This window comes from Pseudomonas sp. MYb13 (assembly GCF_002980075.1).
In the GTDB taxonomy this organism is placed as follows: Bacteria; Pseudomonadota; Gammaproteobacteria; order Pseudomonadales; family Pseudomonadaceae; genus Aquipseudomonas; species Aquipseudomonas lurida.
This window is the reverse complement of the sequence record NZ_PCQI01000001.1, coordinates 275,244-290,323: the sequence shown is the minus strand read 5'-3', so window position 1 is coordinate 290,323 and position 15,080 is coordinate 275,244. Positions and strand designations below refer to the sequence as shown.

Annotated in this window: 15 protein-coding genes; 12 read left to right on the top strand and 3 right to left on the bottom strand. The window is 62.1% G+C overall.

Annotated elements, in window-relative coordinates; translation table 11 throughout:
• Positions 1 to 125 precede the first annotated feature (125 nt).
• The 6 genes from CQ002_RS01315 to CQ002_RS01290 all read left to right on the top strand — a co-directional run bounded on the left by CQ002_RS01315 (position 126) and on the right by CQ002_RS01290 (position 5,422).
• Positions 126 to 989, top strand: a complete 864-nt coding sequence (locus CQ002_RS01315) for a YicC/YloC family endoribonuclease (protein ID WP_034110288.1) — start codon at positions 126 to 128, stop codon at positions 987 to 989.
• A 10-nt stretch (positions 990 to 999) separates the two neighbouring features.
• Positions 1,000 to 1,620 carry a guanylate kinase gene (gmk, locus tag CQ002_RS01310; RefSeq protein ID WP_003213284.1) on the top strand — a complete coding sequence of 207 codons (621 nt, stop codon included), beginning with the start codon at positions 1,000 to 1,002 and terminating at the stop codon, positions 1,618 to 1,620.
• A 167-nt stretch (positions 1,621 to 1,787) separates the two neighbouring features.
• Positions 1,788 to 2,051 (top strand): DNA-directed RNA polymerase subunit omega, encoded by a 264-nt coding sequence (gene rpoZ, locus CQ002_RS01305; RefSeq protein WP_003176920.1) that lies wholly within the window; start codon positions 1,788 to 1,790, stop codon positions 2,049 to 2,051.
• 60 nt (positions 2,052 to 2,111) lie between these two features.
• The gene (spoT, locus tag CQ002_RS01300; protein WP_017735756.1) at positions 2,112 to 4,217 is read left to right on the top strand and encodes a bifunctional GTP diphosphokinase/guanosine-3',5'-bis pyrophosphate 3'-pyrophosphohydrolase; all 2,106 of its coding nucleotides are present in this window, start codon (positions 2,112 to 2,114) and stop codon (positions 4,215 to 4,217) included.
• 24 nt (positions 4,218 to 4,241) lie between these two features.
• Positions 4,242 to 4,622, top strand: coding sequence for a RidA family protein (locus CQ002_RS01295; RefSeq protein WP_003176922.1), 381 nt, complete (start codon positions 4,242 to 4,244; stop codon positions 4,620 to 4,622).
• Positions 4,623 to 4,678: 56 nt separating this feature from the next.
• Positions 4,679 to 5,422: a hypothetical protein gene (locus CQ002_RS01290; protein ID WP_034110292.1), complete on the top strand. Its 744-nt coding sequence runs from the start codon at positions 4,679 to 4,681 to the stop codon at positions 5,420 to 5,422.
• 124 nt (positions 5,423 to 5,546) lie between these two features.
• Here CQ002_RS01290 and CQ002_RS01285 read toward each other — a convergent pair whose 3' ends face one another.
• Entirely contained in the window at positions 5,547 to 6,398 is an 852-nt protein-coding gene (locus CQ002_RS01285; protein ID WP_069078563.1) for an SDR family oxidoreductase, read from the bottom strand.
• Between the two features lie 186 nt (positions 6,399 to 6,584).
• Between CQ002_RS01285 and exbB the strand changes: the two genes are divergently transcribed.
• The 6 genes from exbB (at position 6,585) to CQ002_RS01255 (ending at position 13,517) form a co-directional block, all read left to right on the top strand.
• Positions 6,585 to 7,565: a tonB-system energizer ExbB gene (exbB, locus tag CQ002_RS01280; RefSeq protein WP_034110296.1), complete on the top strand. Its 981-nt coding sequence runs from the start codon at positions 6,585 to 6,587 to the stop codon at positions 7,563 to 7,565.
• Between the two features lie 6 nt (positions 7,566 to 7,571).
• Positions 7,572 to 7,997 carry a TonB system transport protein ExbD gene (gene exbD / locus CQ002_RS01275; RefSeq protein ID WP_017526806.1) on the top strand — a complete coding sequence of 142 codons (426 nt, stop codon included), beginning with the start codon at positions 7,572 to 7,574 and terminating at the stop codon, positions 7,995 to 7,997.
• Entirely contained in the window at positions 7,994 to 8,743 is a 750-nt protein-coding gene (locus tag CQ002_RS01270; RefSeq protein ID WP_017526805.1) for an energy transducer TonB, read from the top strand. The genes exbD and CQ002_RS01270 overlap by 4 nt, the downstream gene beginning before the upstream one ends.
• 223 nt (positions 8,744 to 8,966) lie before the next feature.
• Entirely contained in the window at positions 8,967 to 9,887 is a 921-nt protein-coding gene (locus CQ002_RS01265; protein ID WP_015886540.1) for a hydrogen peroxide-inducible genes activator, read from the top strand.
• A gap of 8 nt (positions 9,888 to 9,895) precedes the next feature.
• Positions 9,896 to 11,971: an ATP-dependent DNA helicase RecG gene (gene recG / locus CQ002_RS01260; protein WP_034110692.1), complete on the top strand. Its 2,076-nt coding sequence runs from the start codon at positions 9,896 to 9,898 to the stop codon at positions 11,969 to 11,971.
• Positions 11,972 to 12,116: 145 nt separating this feature from the next.
• A complete protein-coding gene (locus CQ002_RS01255) occupies positions 12,117 to 13,517 on the top strand; it encodes an aminoacyl-tRNA deacylase and HDOD domain-containing protein (protein WP_034110297.1) in 1,401 nt (466 codons plus the stop codon).
• Between the two features lie 119 nt (positions 13,518 to 13,636).
• Here the strand turns inward: CQ002_RS01255 and CQ002_RS01250 are convergent, their stop codons facing one another.
• Together CQ002_RS01250 and tagQ are read right to left on the bottom strand one after the other, a co-directional pair.
• A complete protein-coding gene (locus tag CQ002_RS01250) occupies positions 13,637 to 14,011 on the bottom strand; it encodes a hypothetical protein (protein ID WP_003195530.1) in 375 nt (124 codons plus the stop codon).
• A 124-nt stretch (positions 14,012 to 14,135) separates the two neighbouring features.
• Positions 14,136 to 15,059, bottom strand: a complete 924-nt coding sequence (tagQ, locus tag CQ002_RS01245; RefSeq protein ID WP_034110298.1) for a type VI secretion system-associated lipoprotein TagQ — start codon at positions 15,057 to 15,059, stop codon at positions 14,136 to 14,138.
• Positions 15,060 to 15,080 lie beyond the last annotated feature (21 nt).

Here is a 15,080-nt window from a genome sequence, read left to right as displayed (position 1 = left end):
GGGGCACTGCTAAAAAATCCAGTTACGAATGCTCGGGTTTGGGCGCGCTTGTCCCACTGCGCTACAATCCTGCGCCTTCTTAACCATCAGCCCGTGTTTGCGGGACTGCAACGCGAGGTACCTCCATGGTGCACAGCATGACCGCCTTCGCCCGCGTCGAAAAAGCCGGCGCACAAGGCACCCTGAGCTGGGAACTGCGCTCGGTCAACAGCCGTTACCTGGAGCCGCACCTGCGCCTGCCGGAGTCGTTCCGCGACCTCGAAGGCGCCGTCCGTGAAGCGCTGCGCCAGGGCATTTCCCGTGGCAAGCTGGAATGCACCCTGCGCTTTACCGAAGAAACCACCGGCAAGCCGCTGCAGGTCGATCGCGACCGTGCCGCGCAACTGGTGGCCGCCGCCGAAACCATCGCCAGCCTGATCAAGCAGCCGGCCGCGCTCAACCCCTTGGAAGTGCTGGCCTGGCCCGGCGTGCTAGTGGCCGACGCCACCGACCCGCAGGCGCTCAACGCCCAAGCCCTGGCCTTGTTCAATCAGGGCCTGAAGGAGCTCAAGGCCGGCCGCGAGCGCGAAGGCGCGGAATTGGCGCGCTTGATCAACGAGCGCCTGACCTCGATCGAAGAGGACGTCGTGACCCTGCGCGAGCTGGTGCCGCAGATGCTCGCCACCCAGCGCCAGAAGGTACTCGACCGCTTCACAGACATGAAGGCCGACCTCGATCCGGTGCGCCTGGAGCAGGAAATGGTCCTGCTGGCACAGAAGAGCGATGTCGCCGAAGAACTCGACCGCCTGAGCACCCACATACTTGAAGTGCGCCGCGTACTCAAGTCCGGTGGTGCCGCCGGTCGGCGCCTGGACTTCCTGATGCAGGAACTCAACCGCGAAGCCAATACACTGGGCTCCAAGGCGTTCGATCCGCGCAGCACCAACGCTGCGGTCAACCTCAAAGTGTTGATCGAGCAGATGCGCGAACAAGTACAGAATATTGAGTAAGGCAACCTCCATGACCCACAGCACCGGCACCCTTTACATCATTTCCGCCCCTTCGGGCGCGGGCAAGAGCAGCCTGGTCAAGGCCCTGACCGACGCTGACGAGCAGATCCGCATCTCGGTCTCGCACACCACCCGCGCCATGCGCCCGGGTGAGGTGAACGGCGTGCACTATCACTTCGTCGAGCGCACCGAGTTCGTCAAGATGATCGAACACGGCGATTTCCTGGAACGCGCCGAAGTGTTCGGCAACCTCTATGGCACTTCGCAGAGTCACTTGCAGCAGACCCTGGACGAAGGCCACGACCTGATCCTGGAAATTGACTGGCAGGGCGCCGAACAAGTGCGCCAGTTGATGCCCAAGGCACGTTCGATCTTTATTTTGCCGCCGTCCCTGGAAGCGTTGCACCAGCGCCTGACCAACCGTGGCCAGGACAGCGACGAGATCATTGAAGGCCGCATGCGTGAAGCCGTCAGCGAAATGAGCCACTACGTCGACTACGACTACCTGATCATTAATGACGATTTTGCCCACGCACTGGACGATTTGAAGGCGATTTTTCGCGCCAACCAGCTCCAGCAAAAGCGCCAGCAGCAGCGTTTCGGCAAATTACTCGCTGAACTGCTCGGTTGATTGGCTCTTCCCAAAACCGCTGCAAGGGCTTTACATTGGCACTTGTAGCGGTTTTGCGAGGGCCTGCGAAAAATCAGCGCTTCCCTAAACGCTGGTGATTTTTTAAACTGTTTAGTCCGCTCGCCCAACCGGGCAGCGCGCATCTTGCATTCGCTCCGAGGAATACCATGGCCCGCGTAACCGTTGAAGACTGCCTAGAACACGTGGATAACCGCTTTGAGCTGGTCATGCTCTCTACCAAGCGTGCCCGTCAACTGGCCACTGGCGGCAAAGAGCCCCTGGTCCAGTGGGAAAACGACAAGCCTACCGTTGTAGCCCTGCGTGAAATCGCTGAAGGCCTGATGAGCTACGAGTTCATCGCCAACGCCGAAATCGTTGAAGACGAACCGCTGTTTGCAGCGTTCGAGGACGAGTCCAACGAGGCCGTCTAAGCCTATGCCTGGTCGACGTAGCACGGCGCGGGGTCACAGCCTTCGGCAGGAGTTAACACTTTGCCGAGCATAGACGCCCTCGCCGATCGCTTATCGACCTACCTCGGCCCAGACCAGGTCAACCTGGTCCGCCGAGCGTATTTCTACGCCGAACAAGCCCACGACGGCCAACGCCGCCGCAGCGGCGAGGCGTATGTCACCCATCCTCTTGCGGTGGCAAATATTCTTGCCGACATGCACATGGACCATCAGAGCCTGATGGCCGCGATGCTGCATGACGTGATCGAAGACACCGGCATCGCCAAGGAAGCGCTCAGCGCACAATTTGGCGAAACCGTGGCCGAACTGGTCGACGGGGTCAGCAAACTGACCCAGATGAACTTCGAGACCAAGGCCGAAGCCCAGGCGGAAAACTTCCAGAAAATGGCCATGGCCATGGCACGCGACATCCGCGTGATCCTGGTCAAGCTGGCCGACCGGCTGCACAACATGCGCACGCTGGAAGTGCTGTCCGGCGAAAAACGCCGGCGCATCGCCAAGGAAACCCTGGAAATCTACGCGCCCATCGCCAATCGCCTGGGCATGCACGCCATTCGCATCGAATTCGAAGACCTCGGCTTCAAGGCCATGCACCCGATGCGCTCGGCGCGCATCTACCAGGCGGTCAAGCGCGCTCGTGGCAACCGCAAGGAAATCGTCAACAAGATCGAAGAATCCCTGAGCCATTGCCTGGCGATCGACGAGATCGAGGGCGAGGTCAGTGGCCGGCAGAAGCACATCTACGGCATCTACAAGAAGATGCGTGGCAAGCGCCGGGCCTTCAACGAGATCATGGACGTGTACGCGTTCCGGATCATCGTCGACAAGGTCGACACCTGCTACCGCGTGCTCGGCGCTGTACATAATTTGTACAAGCCGCTGCCGGGCCGCTTCAAGGACTACATCGCGATTCCCAAGGCCAACGGCTACCAGTCGCTGCATACCACGCTGTTCGGCATGCACGGGGTGCCGATCGAGATCCAGATCCGCACCCGCGAAATGGAAGAGATGGCCAATAACGGCATTGCCGCCCATTGGCTGTACAAATCCAGCGGCGACGAGCAACCCAAAGGCACCCATGCCCGCGCCCGCCAGTGGGTCAAGGGCGTGCTGGAAATGCAGCAACGGGCGGGCAACTCCCTCGAATTCATCGAAAGTGTGAAGATCGACCTGTTCCCGGACGAGGTCTACGTGTTCACGCCCAAAGGGCGGATCATGGAGCTGCCCAAAGGCTCCACGGCGGTCGACTTTGCCTACGCCGTGCACACCGACGTGGGCAACAGCTGCATCGCCTGCCGGATCAATCGTCGTCTCGCGCCGCTGTCCGAACCGCTGCAAAGCGGCTCCACGGTCGAGATCGTCAGCGCACCGGGCGCGCGCCCGAATCCGGCATGGCTCAACTTCGTGGTCACCGGCAAAGCGCGCACGCACATCCGTCACGCCCTCAAGCTGCAACGCCGCTCCGAGTCGATCAGCCTGGGCGAACGCCTGCTTAACAAGGTGCTCAACGGTTTCGACAGCGCGCTGGACAAGATTCCTGCAGAGCGCGTGCAAGCGATGCTCCACGAGTATCGCCAGGAAACCATCGAGGACCTGCTGGAAGATATCGGCCTGGGCAACCGCATGGCCTATGTGGTCGCCCGCCGCCTGCTCGGTGAAGGCGAACAGCTGCCAAGCCCCGAGGGCCCGCTGGCGATTCGCGGCACCGAGGGCTTGGTGCTCAGCTACGCCAAGTGCTGCACGCCGATCCCGGGCGACCCGATTGTCGGCCACTTGTCGGCGGGCAAAGGCATGGTCGTGCACCTGGACAATTGCCGCAACATCACCGAAATCCGCCACAACCCGGAAAAATGCATCCAGCTCTCATGGGCCAAGGATGTCACCGGCGAGTTCAACGTCGAGCTGCGGGTGGAGCTGGAGCACCAGCGCGGCCTGATCGCCCTGCTGGCCAGCAGCGTCAACGCGGCCGACGGCAATATCGAGAAAATCAGCATGGACGAGCGCGATGGTCGCATCAGCGTGGTCCAACTGGTGGTCAGCGTGCACGACCGCGTGCACCTGGCCCGCGTGATCAAGAAACTGCGCGCCTTGACCGGGGTCATCCGCATCACCCGCATGCGTGCATAACCCACTCATTACAAGGAGTCATTCATGACCAAGACTGTTATCACCAGCGACAAAGCCCCTGCTGCCATCGGCACCTACTCCCAGGCGATCAAGGCGGGCAACACCGTCTACATGTCCGGCCAGATCCCGCTGGACCCAAAGACCATGGAACTGGTGGAAGGCTTTGAAGCACAGACCGTACAGGTCTTCGAAAACCTCAAGTCGGTTGCCGAAGCAGCCGGCGGCTCGTTCAAGGACATCGTCAAGCTGAACATCTTCCTCACCGACCTGAGCCACTTTGCCAAGGTCAACGAGATCATGGGCAAGTACTTCGAACAGCCGTATCCAGCCCGTGCCGCCATCGGCGTTGCTGCCCTGCCAAAGGGTGCGCAGGTTGAGATGGACGCGATTCTGGTCATCGAGTAAAACACCCGGCGCAGCCCCCACAGGCTGCGCCGACTTCGTTTCGAAAGGATTTCATGATGCGCAAAGCGCTTGTAGCCTCATCAATGCTCGCCCTGATGCTCGGCGGCTGTGCCAGCAACCCTGCCGACCTGGATGTGAGCGGCACCTGGATCAATCAGGTGGCCATCGATGCGGCAGCCAAGGGCGGGCCTTTGCGTGAAGCCCTGCAGAGCTTTGGCCCGAACCTCGAATGGGAGGTCAATACCAAGGGCTCGCAGGCCCGCTACTACAACGGTTTTGAAGTAGCTGAAGGTAAGTTGCTGGGTGAAAAATCCGGCGCCTGGAGCGTGGATTTCTACGGCAGCTCCGCCACCGAACTCAAGCGCAAAGGCAAACAACTGCTGCAAGTGGCCAACGACAACGAGCCTGAACAGCTGTTTGCCCGCGCCAAAGAACCCGCGCCAGACGGGGCGCCCATCGGCGCCAACTTCGAACGTGCGCTGTACGCGGCCTACATGGGCGGTGACTGGAAGATCGCGGACGGCTTCGGTAGCGGCGCCATCGTACAGTTCCAGGCCAACGGCAAGGTCGCCGGCCTGCCGAATGTCGATCAGTACTCGCTATGCCTGGCAGGTGATTGCGCGTCCATGAGCGGCGGCTACGACAGCATCTGGCTGCAGTTGAATGGCCAGGGCAACCCGTGGATCTTTATCCGCAAGGGCAAACAACTGGAGATCTTCCAGGCGATCAACACTGCGCAGGCAGACGAAGTACCTTCGTTTACGCCAGGCCCACGCCAGTGGCTGCTTGAAAAGCAATAAGTAGCCGAACACAGACCCAAATGTGGGAGCGGGCTTGCTCGCGAAAGCGGTGCATCAGGCACACATTCAGTGACTGACACTGCGCCTTCGCGAACACGCCCGCTCCCACATTTTTCAGCGCATTTCAGCCTTTGAGGATCGCCGCGTAGCCTTCCCGGTAAGTCGGGTACGTCGGCACCCAACCCAGCGCCTTGATACGCGCATTGCTGCATTGCTTGCTACCGGCGCGCCGCACACTGGCGTCATCGGCCCATTCAGTCACACCCAGGTACTCGCGCAACCAGTCCACCACTTCGGCCAGTGGCGCGGGCGCATCGTCGACGCCGATGTAGACCTTGTCCAACGAACCGCCCTTTTCTACATGCCGCAACAAAAAGGCCAGCAAACCCGCCGCGTCATCTGCGTGAATGCGGTTGCCATATAAAGGTGGGTCGATTGCTACGCGATAGCCTTGTCGAACCTGGGTCAGCAGCCACTCGCGACCTGGGCCGTAAATGCCGGTCAGGCGCACAATGCTGGCCGGGATGCCGCTGTCGAGCGCCACTTGCTCAGCCTCCAGCATCACCTGCCCTGAGTAACCTTTTGCTTTAGTCTCCGACGTTTCGTCGACCCACTCGCCATTCTGCTGTCCGTAGACGCTGCTGCTGGATACAAACAGCAGGTGCTTGGGCTCCTGGCCGTAGTCACCCAGCCACTCCAACACATGTTTGAGCCCTTGCACGTAAGCGGCGCGGTAGCCGGCTTCGTCGTGATCCGTCGCCGCAGCGCAGTACACCAGGTAATCCACCCCGCCGATCGGCCAGGTCTCAGGGCAATCCTTCTTGAACAAGTCGCCGGCGATGCCGATCACGCCGTCGGGCAGCCGCGAAATATCGCGGCGCAGGCCATGAACCTCCCATTCCGAGGCGAGCAACTGGCTAGCCAGCCGACTACCCACGTCGCCACAACCGGCAATTACAACAGAAGGCGCTGACATCACAAAACTCCGTACTGAAAGGTCTAGGTTAGCCTTCGCAGGTGACCGCCGGCTAGAAAAAGGGCAAATAAAGTAACTGTATTACTTTTGTTAACAAGAATTACTTGCAATAATAACCGCCCATTTGTCCTCGACCTCGGGTCTGGAAGGACGATCACTCATTTTTTTTACTCAGGTCCGGCCAGCATGACACGTAATACAACCCCCGCTTCGCCAACCAAGCTTCACAGCCCATCCCGCGCCTGGCGCGCGATTGCTGCGTTGCTGTTCAGCGTACTGCTGGCACCGACCGCCGCCTTCGCGGATGCCTCCGCTCCCGCTACACCGGCTGCAGCCGAGCAAAACGCCACGGCGCCGGCAGCCCCTGCCCCTGCGCCCGCTGCCACCGACCCGGCCCAGGCCGCTGACCCTGCTGCCGCCGACGACACAGGTGTGGTGCTGGAAGGCGACAACACCCTGGGCATGGCCCACGACCTGTCGCCATGGGGCATGTACCAGAACGCTGACGTCGTGGTGAAGGCGGTCATGATCGGCCTGGCCATCGCCTCGATCATCACCTGGACCATCTGGATCGCCAAAGGCTTCGAGCTGTTGGGCGCCAAACGTCGCCTGCGCAATGAAATCGTCCACCTGAAGAAGGCCACCACCCTCAAGGAAGCCAGCGAAAGCGCGACCAAGAAAGGCACCCTGGCCAACACCCTGGTGCACGACGCGCTCGAAGAAATGCGCCTGTCGGCCAACGCTCGCGAAAAAGAAGGTATCAAGGAACGTGTTGCGTTCCGCCTGGAGCGCCTGGTGGCGGCCTGCGGCCGTAACATGAGCAGCGGCACCGGCGTGCTGGCGACCATTGGTTCCACCGCACCTTTCGTCGGCCTGTTCGGCACCGTGTGGGGCATCATGAACAGCTTCATCGGCATCGCCAAAACCCAGACCACCAACCTCGCCGTCGTTGCCCCTGGCATCGCCGAAGCCCTGCTGGCGACTGCCCTGGGCCTGGTTGCCGCGATTCCTGCGGTGGTGATCTACAACGTCTTCGCCCGTTCGATTGCCGGCTACAAGGCCCAGGTATCGGACGCATCGGCAGAAGTGCTGCTGCTGGTCAGCCGCGACCTCGATCACCTGCCTACCGAGCGCAGCTCGCAACCGCACATGGTGAAAGTGGGGTAATCGGCCATGGGCCTGCATTTGAATCAAGGCGACGACGAACTCGTCGAGAACCACGAAATCAACGTCACGCCATTTATCGACGTGATGCTGGTGCTGCTGATCATCTTCATGGTGGCGGCACCGCTGGCGACCGTGGACATCAAGGTTGACCTGCCCGCGTCCAGCGCCAAGCCGGCGCCGCGACCAGAGAAACCGATCTTCCTCAGCGTCAAGGCGGACCAACGCCTGTTCCTGGGCGAAGAGGAAGTCAAGACTGAAACCCTGGGGCCGGTGCTCGACGCCAAGACCCAAGGCAAGAAAGACACGACGATCTTCTTCCAGGCTGACAAGGGCGTGGACTACGGCGACCTGATGAGCGTGATGGATGCCCTGCGGGCAGCCGGCTACCTCAAGGTAGGCCTGGTCGGACTTGAGACGGCAGCCAAGAAATGATCACGACGCGCCACAAACTGACGCGTTATGGCACCAGCCTCGCCGTCGTACTGGGCGTGCATGCCGTCGCGATCGCTATCGCGCTTCATTGGTCAGCGCCGCGCACGGTGCAGTTGCCACCGGCTGCCATGGTCATCGACCTGGCGCCGATGCCAGCGCCACCACCGCCGGCACCGCCCAAGGTGGTAACGCCGCCGCAACCGCCTGCACCGGTGGAAGAGCTGCCCCTGCCGAAACTGGCCGAGGCGCCCAAGCCAACGATCCAGGTGCCCAAGCCGGTCAAGCCCAAGCCCAAACCGCAGCCGCCCAAGCCGGTGGAGAAGAAGATCGAGCCGCCCAAGGAGAAACCCTCCGAGGACCCGCCGAGCGACGCTCCGCCGACCCAGGCGCCCGCTGAAAAATCGGCCCAGCCCGTACCTGGCCCGTCGCCGCAACAGATCGCTGCCAAAGCGTCCTGGGAAGGCACCCTGCTGGCCCACTTGCAGAAGTACAAGAAGTACCCGCCAGGTGCCCAGGCCCGTGGCAAGGAAGGCCTGAACCGCCTGAAGTTCGTGGTGGATGCCGACGGTAACGTGCTGTCCTATGAATTGGTGGGCCGCTCCGGCAACGCCGACCTGGACCGCGCCACACTGGACATGATCCGTCGTGCCCAGCCACTGCCCAAGCCTCCAGCGGACATGCTCAAGGGCGGTAGCATCGAGATCGTTGCACCCTTCGTGTACAACATCGAGAAACGCCGCCGCTAAGGGTTGCAGGCGCCAGCTTGTATGGGAGCTGGCTTGCCTGCGATAGCATCACCTCGGTGCAATTGATAGACCGAGGTGCCTGCATCGCGGGCAAGCCCAGATTGGTTTTATCGCATCAGCAAAATCACCGATATTCCCCGCTCAATCCCCACCAAAGTTCTGATAACGTGCGTCTATCGATTGCAGCCGGTATGCTTGGCCTGCAACCTCATGGACGCCCGCTATGACTCTTACAGAATTACGCTACATCGTTACCCTCGCCCAAGAGCAGCACTTCGGCCACGCGGCCGAGCGTTGCCACGTCAGCCAGCCGACGCTGTCGGTGGGCGTGAAAAAGCTTGAAGACGAACTCGGTGTGCTGATTTTCGAGCGCAGCAAGAGCGCCGTGCGCCTCACCCCTGTGGGCGAAGGCATTGTTGCCCAGGCCCAGAAGGTGCTCGAGCAAGCGCAGAGCATTCGCGAATTGGCCCAGGCCGGCAAGAACCAGCTGACCGCACCGCTCAAAGTCGGCGCCATCTACACCGTCGGCCCGTACCTGTTCCCGCACTTGATCCCGCAACTGCACCGCGTCGCGCCGCAGATGCCGCTGTATATCGAAGAAAACTTCACCCACGTGCTGCGCGACAAGCTGCGCAACGGCGAGTTGGACGCGATCATCATCGCCCTGCCGTTCAATGAAGCCGACGTGCTGACCCTGCCGCTCTACGACGAGCCGTTCTACGTGCTGATGCCGGCCTCCCACCCGTGGACGCAGAAAGACACCATCGATGCCGGCCTGCTCAACGACAAGAGCCTGCTGCTGCTCGGCGAGGGTCACTGCTTCCGCGACCAGGTGCTCGAAGCCTGCCCAACCCTGACCAAGGGCAACGACGGCGCCAAGCACACTACCGTGGAGTCCAGCTCGCTGGAAACCATTCGCCACATGGTCGCGTCCGGCCTGGGCATTTCGATCCTGCCGCTGTCGGCGGTGGACAGCCATCACTACGCCCCAGGCGTCATTGAAGTGCGCCCACTCACGCCGCCGGTGCCCTTCCGCACCGTGGCGATTGCCTGGCGCGCCAGCTTTCCGCGGCCCAAGGCCATTGAGATCCTTGCTGACTCGATCCGCCTGTGTTCGGTGGCCAAGCCGCCTGCTGCGAGCTAAGCAAGGGTATGACTGAGCTGTCGCAGGTGTCGGTGACGGCACTCAAGGGTGTCGGTGAAGCCATGGCCGAGAAGCTGGCCAAGGTCGGCCTGGAGAACCTCCAGGACGTGTTGTTCCACCTGCCCCTGCGTTATCAGGACCGTACCCGCGTAGTGCCCATCGGCCAGTTGCGCCCTGGGCAGGACGCGGTAGTCGAAGGCACCGTCAGCGGCGCAGACGTAGTGATGGGCAAGCGCCGCAGCCTGGTGGTGCGTCTGCAGGACGGCACCGGTGGCCTGAGCCTGCGCTTCTACCATTTCAGCAATGCGCAGAAGGAAGGCCTCAAGCGCGGCACCCGCGTGCGCTGCTACGGCGAAGCTCGCCCCGGCGCCTCAGGCCTGGAGATCTATCACCCGGAATACCGCGCCATCACTGGCGATGAACCTCCGCCGGTAGACACCACGCTCACGCCGATCTACCCGCTCACCGAAGGCCTGACCCAGCAACGCCTGCGCCAACTGTGCATGCAGACACTGACCCTGCTCGGCCCGACAAGCCTGCCCGACTGGCTGCCCGTGGAGCTGGCCCGCGACTATCAACTGGCGCCGCTGGACGATGCGATTCGCTACCTGCATCACCCACCTGCCGACGCCGATGTCGACGAACTGGCCCTCGGTCATCACTGGGCCCAGCACCGCCTGGCCTTTGAAGAACTGCTGACCCACCAACTGTCCCAGCAACGCCTGCGCGAGAGCATGCGCTCCCTGCGTGCGCCGGCGATGCCCAAGGCCACACGCTTGCCTGCGCAATACCTGGCCAACCTCGGCTTCGCGCCGACCGGTGCCCAGCAACGCGTCGGTAATGAAATCGCCTACGACCTCAGCCAGCAGGAGCCCATGCTGCGGCTGATCCAGGGCGACGTCGGCGCGGGCAAGACCGTGGTCGCCGCCCTCGCCGCCCTGCAAGCGCTGGAAGCCGGCTACCAGGTAGCGCTGATGGCGCCTACCGAGATCCTTGCCGAGCAGCACTTCATCACCTTCAAGCGCTGGCTTGAACCGCTGGGCCTGGAAGTGGCGTGGCTGGCCGGCAAGCTCAAGGGCAAGAACCGCGCGGCAGCACTTGAACAAATCGCCGGTGGCGCACCGATGGTGGTGGGCACTCACGCGCTGTTCCAGGACGAAGTGCAGTTCAAGAACCTGGCCCTGGTGATCATCGACGAACAGCACCGGTTCGGCGTGCAACAGCGCCTGGCCCTGCGCCAGAAAGGCGTGGGCGGACGCATGAACCCACACCAGTTGATCATGACCGCCACCCCGATCCCCCGCACCCTGGCCATGAGCGCCTACGCCGACCTCGATACCTCGATCCTCGACGAACTGCCACCCGGCCGTACACCGGTCAACACCGTGCTGGTCACCGATACCCGGCGTGTCGAAGTGATCGAGCGCGTACGCGGCGCCTGTGCCGAAGGTCGCCAGGCCTACTGGGTATGCACCCTGATCGAAGAGTCCGAAGAGCTGACGTGCCAGGCCGCCGAAACCACCTTTGAGGACCTGACCAGCGCCCTCGGTGAACTCAAGGTCGGGCTCATCCACGGGCGCATGAAACCCGCTGAAAAGGCTGCGGTGATGGCCGAATTCAAGGCCGGCAACCTGCAACTGCTGGTGGCCACCACGGTGATTGAAGTGGGCGTGGACGTACCCAATGCCAGCCTGATGATCATCGAAAACCCCGAACGACTGGGCCTGGCGCAGCTGCACCAGCTGCGTGGGCGTGTCGGCCGGGGCAGCGCCGCCAGCCATTGCGTGCTGCTGTACCACCCGCCGCTGTCACAGATCGGTCGCCAGCGACTGGGCATCATGCGCGAAACCAATGACGGTTTTGTCATCGCCGAAAAAGACCTCGAGCTACGTGGTCCCGGCGAAATGCTCGGCACCCGCCAGACCGGCTTGCTGCAATTCAAGGTCGCCGACCTCATGCGCGACGCCGATCTGCTCCCGGCTGTGCGCGATGCGGCGCAAGCGCTGCTGGAGCGCTGGCCGGATCATGTCAGCCCGTTGTTGAACCGTTGGTTGCGCCACGGCCAGCAATACGGCCAGGTCTGACCCTCCCCCCGCAGTCGCCGGCTTGCCGGCCATGGCGCCCGAAAGCACGCCCCCACAGCCAACCGCGTCACAAACCGCAGTTAGTCGACCAACATATGTATCAAGCTGGTTATACTTCGTTGAATGTAAGAAATTGGATCAGGCCATGTCAGAAGTTGCCCTCGCCACAGCCCCACTGACCGCCCCGCCGGTCATTCGGGCTCTGCTCGCAAAACTCGCCATCCCCTACGCGGAAGTCGCCGATCTACCGGGCCTGAATCCTGCGCAAAAGGTCCAGGCGGTGTTGCTGGAAGATGCGGTGGGCGCACTGATGGTGCTGTTCCCGCAAAGCCAGTTGCTCGACCTCAACCGCCTCGCCGAACTCACCGGTCGCCGCCTCACCGCCGTGTCGCCGGATCGCGTCGAGCGCATGCTCGGCAAACATGACCTGAGCCTGTTGCCGGGCCTGCCGCCCCTGACCAGCTCGCCATGCCTGTATGAAGGCAGTCTGCTTGATGAGCCGAGCCTGCTGGTACATTCGGGTGAAGCCGGGCTGCTGCTGGAAATCGCCACCGACGCCTTCAGGACCTTGCTCACCAAGGCCAGCGCCGGCCACTTTGGCGAGCCGCTGAGCAATATCCGCCCCAACCTCGACCGCCCCAATGATGACCGCGAGGAAATCACCCAGGCGATGCAGGCGTTCACTGCCCGCCGCATCCAGCAGCGCCTGGAAGCGACCATCGAGATCCCGCCGTTGGCCGATACCGCGCAGAAGATCATCAAGCTGCGCGTCGACCCCAATGCCACCATTGACGACATCACCGGCGTGGTGGAAACCGACCCGGCGCTGGCCGCGCAAGTGGTGAGCTGGGCCGCCTCGCCGTACTACGCGTCGCCGGGCAAGATCCGCTCCGTTGAAGACGCCATCGTGCGTGTGCTGGGCTTTGACCTGGTGATCAACCTGGCGCTGGGCCTGGCCCTGGGCAAGACCCTCAGCCTGCCCAAGGACCATCCGCACCAGTCCACGCCGTACTGGCACCAGTCGATCTACACCGCCGCCGTGATCGAAGGCCTGACCCGCGCCATGCCGCGTGCCCAGCGCCCGGAAGCCGGCCTGACGTACCTTGCCGGCCTGCTCCACAACTTCGGTTACCTGCTGCTGGCCCACGTGTTCCCGCCGCACTTCTCACTGATCTGCCGTCACCTGGAGGTCAACCCGCACCTGTGCCACAGCTATGTCGAGCAACACTTGCTGGGCATCAGCCGCGAGCAGATCGGTGCCTGGCTGATGCGCTACTGGGACATGCCGGACGAACTGTCCACCGCCCTGCGCTTCCAGCACGATCCGACCTACGACGGCCAGTACGCCGAGTACCCGAACCTGGTGTGCCTGGCCGTACGTCTTTTGCGCAGCCGCGGTATCGGCTCCGGGCCGGATGAGGCGATTCCGGATGCGCTGCTTGAGCGCCTGGGCTTGAGCCGTGACAAGGCCGAGGAAGTGGTGGGTAAAGTGTTGGATGCTGAAGTGCTGTTGCGCGAACTGGCGTCCCAGTTCAGCCAGGGCTGAGGGTGTCACCTGATACAGCTATCGCAGGCAAGCCAGCGCCCACATTTTGATGTGTGAACACCGTCAAATATGGGCGCTGGCTTGGCTGCGATGAATCCAACTCGGTCCAGCTGAAAACCCTACTTCTTTTTCTTCGGCTTCAAATACTTGGTCAACCCCTGGAACCAGATTACCAGCGCCGGGTTGCCCTTGATCTGAATCGACTTGTCCTGAATCCCCGTCATGAACGCCAGTTGCTTGTTCTTTGCCTGCATCGTGGCGAAGCCGTAGGCGGCGTCCTTGAACGCAATGGCAAACGCCGGCGCCGGGTGCACGCCCGAGCGGCTGGTGATGCGCTGGTCCTTGACGATGAAGTGACGGGCAACCTTGCCGTCGAGGGTCTGCAGCTGGAAGGCCAGGTCTTTGTCACCCAGTTGCTGCTGGAAGGCGGGATTGGTGCGGCTGGCTTTGCCCATCATCAGGCCCAGCACCCACAGGAGAAGACGAAATTTCATGCACACGGCCTCGGTGTAATTATTGAGTGGCCGCAGCAGTTTAACGATTTGCTAAAGGAACGCCACCGATCTAGCGCATTAGCGGAAGATCGGCTGGCGTTTGACGCTTATAGCAGCATGTTACTTAAACGTTTGGGCAAGGTACCGGTGCCCAGTCGGCCAGGTTCGGATCGCGGCAGCTGCCTTCGAGCTGTGCCTTGCCGGCGCTGGCGACCTGCTTGCTTTCAGCTTGCTTGGCCTGCACGGTCTGGATGCTCTTCTCGGTGGTCACCGCTTCTTGTGGCACCGCTGGCAGCACTTTCTTTTTCGCTGGTTTGACGACTTTCTTGCCTTTGGCCGGCGGCGTGACCGGTGTGGTGTCGGCAGTGGCGACGGTGACAACGTCGTTACGCTGCACACCCACTTGTTGCAGGTCTTTCTCGTAGGCCTGGGTGTAGTTGTTCAGGTCTTCGCTGGCTTTGCCGTTGACCGCGACGATCAGGTCATTGGACTCCTTCAGGCCCGCAACGATTTCCGCCAGGCGCTTGCGGCCTTCGGTGTCATTGACGGTCTTGGCCTTGCGATCGGCCACGAGCTTGGTGAACGCGCTCTGGTAGCACTGCTGCGACGCTTTGGCGTATGCGGTGCTGCGGTCGATGTCGGACGCGCTTTTGTTGAAGTCGGTGGAGTAAGACGCAATGCGCTGGTTGTCATCGCTGATCTGCTTCTGACGCTCGGTGTAGTAACCCGCCGCACCGCCAGCCAGGGCCCCGCCGGCTGCACCGATGGCGGCGTTGCGGCCACGCTTGTCGGAGTCGCCGGTCAGCGCGCCCAGCAGTGCGCCACCGGCCGCGCCGATGGCCGCACCGGTCACCACCGACTTGGTCATGTCCGAATCGGTCGCGCGCAAGTGCTGCACTGGCTCGTAGCAGTTCGGGTAGTACTCGACCTTGGTGCTCGACGCGACCTTGGAGGACGGCGACGTGGCACAACCGGTCAATACAGTGCTGAAACCAGCCGCGATCAGCAGCAAGTGACGCTTGGAAACCGCCTTACGGGAAAAAAGCATAGGTGTGTTCTCTTTTAAGTT